Below are 502 nucleotides of genomic sequence, written 5' to 3'. Positions count from 1 at the left end.
CCTGGACCCAATGCAGAATAGTGAACACGACCTTGTCCGAAACCAGTTGCTGCGGCCCGGCCGGTGGTGATCTAGCCTGCAACCAACCCTGGTATCTCGACCGAGCGCTGAAGACTGTCAATGCGTATCGGGGCATGATTGGAACGGATGCGGACATTCCTACTGTGAAATCGGAAATCTCGAAGGACTGCCCATTGGGGGTTCGGATCGGGTGGAGAGGCGGCGGGGGACATTTTGTCATTGTGTACGGATGGTCTGTTACGTCTGATGGGACAATCATGCTGAGTGTCGACGACCCGATCCATCGAAGCACCACGCTCCCGGAGGCAAAGTTCCGAACGAAATATCGCTCCAATGGCCGATGGACCCATAGCTATTTTGTCACGAACCCTTCAGCATCAGGAGGCGCTATCCAGAGTGCTGACCTCAGGGCTTTTACCCTAGAGGAGATGGCGCGTGAGGGTATACTTGAATTTCCGGAAGCTTTGGGAGGTTAATATGG

It is taken from the genome of Hyphomonas sp. UBA3601, assembly GCF_002375605.1.
Classification (GTDB): Bacteria; Pseudomonadota; Alphaproteobacteria; order Caulobacterales; family Hyphomonadaceae; genus Hyphomonas.
Note: the sequence above shows the minus strand (reverse complement) of the source record.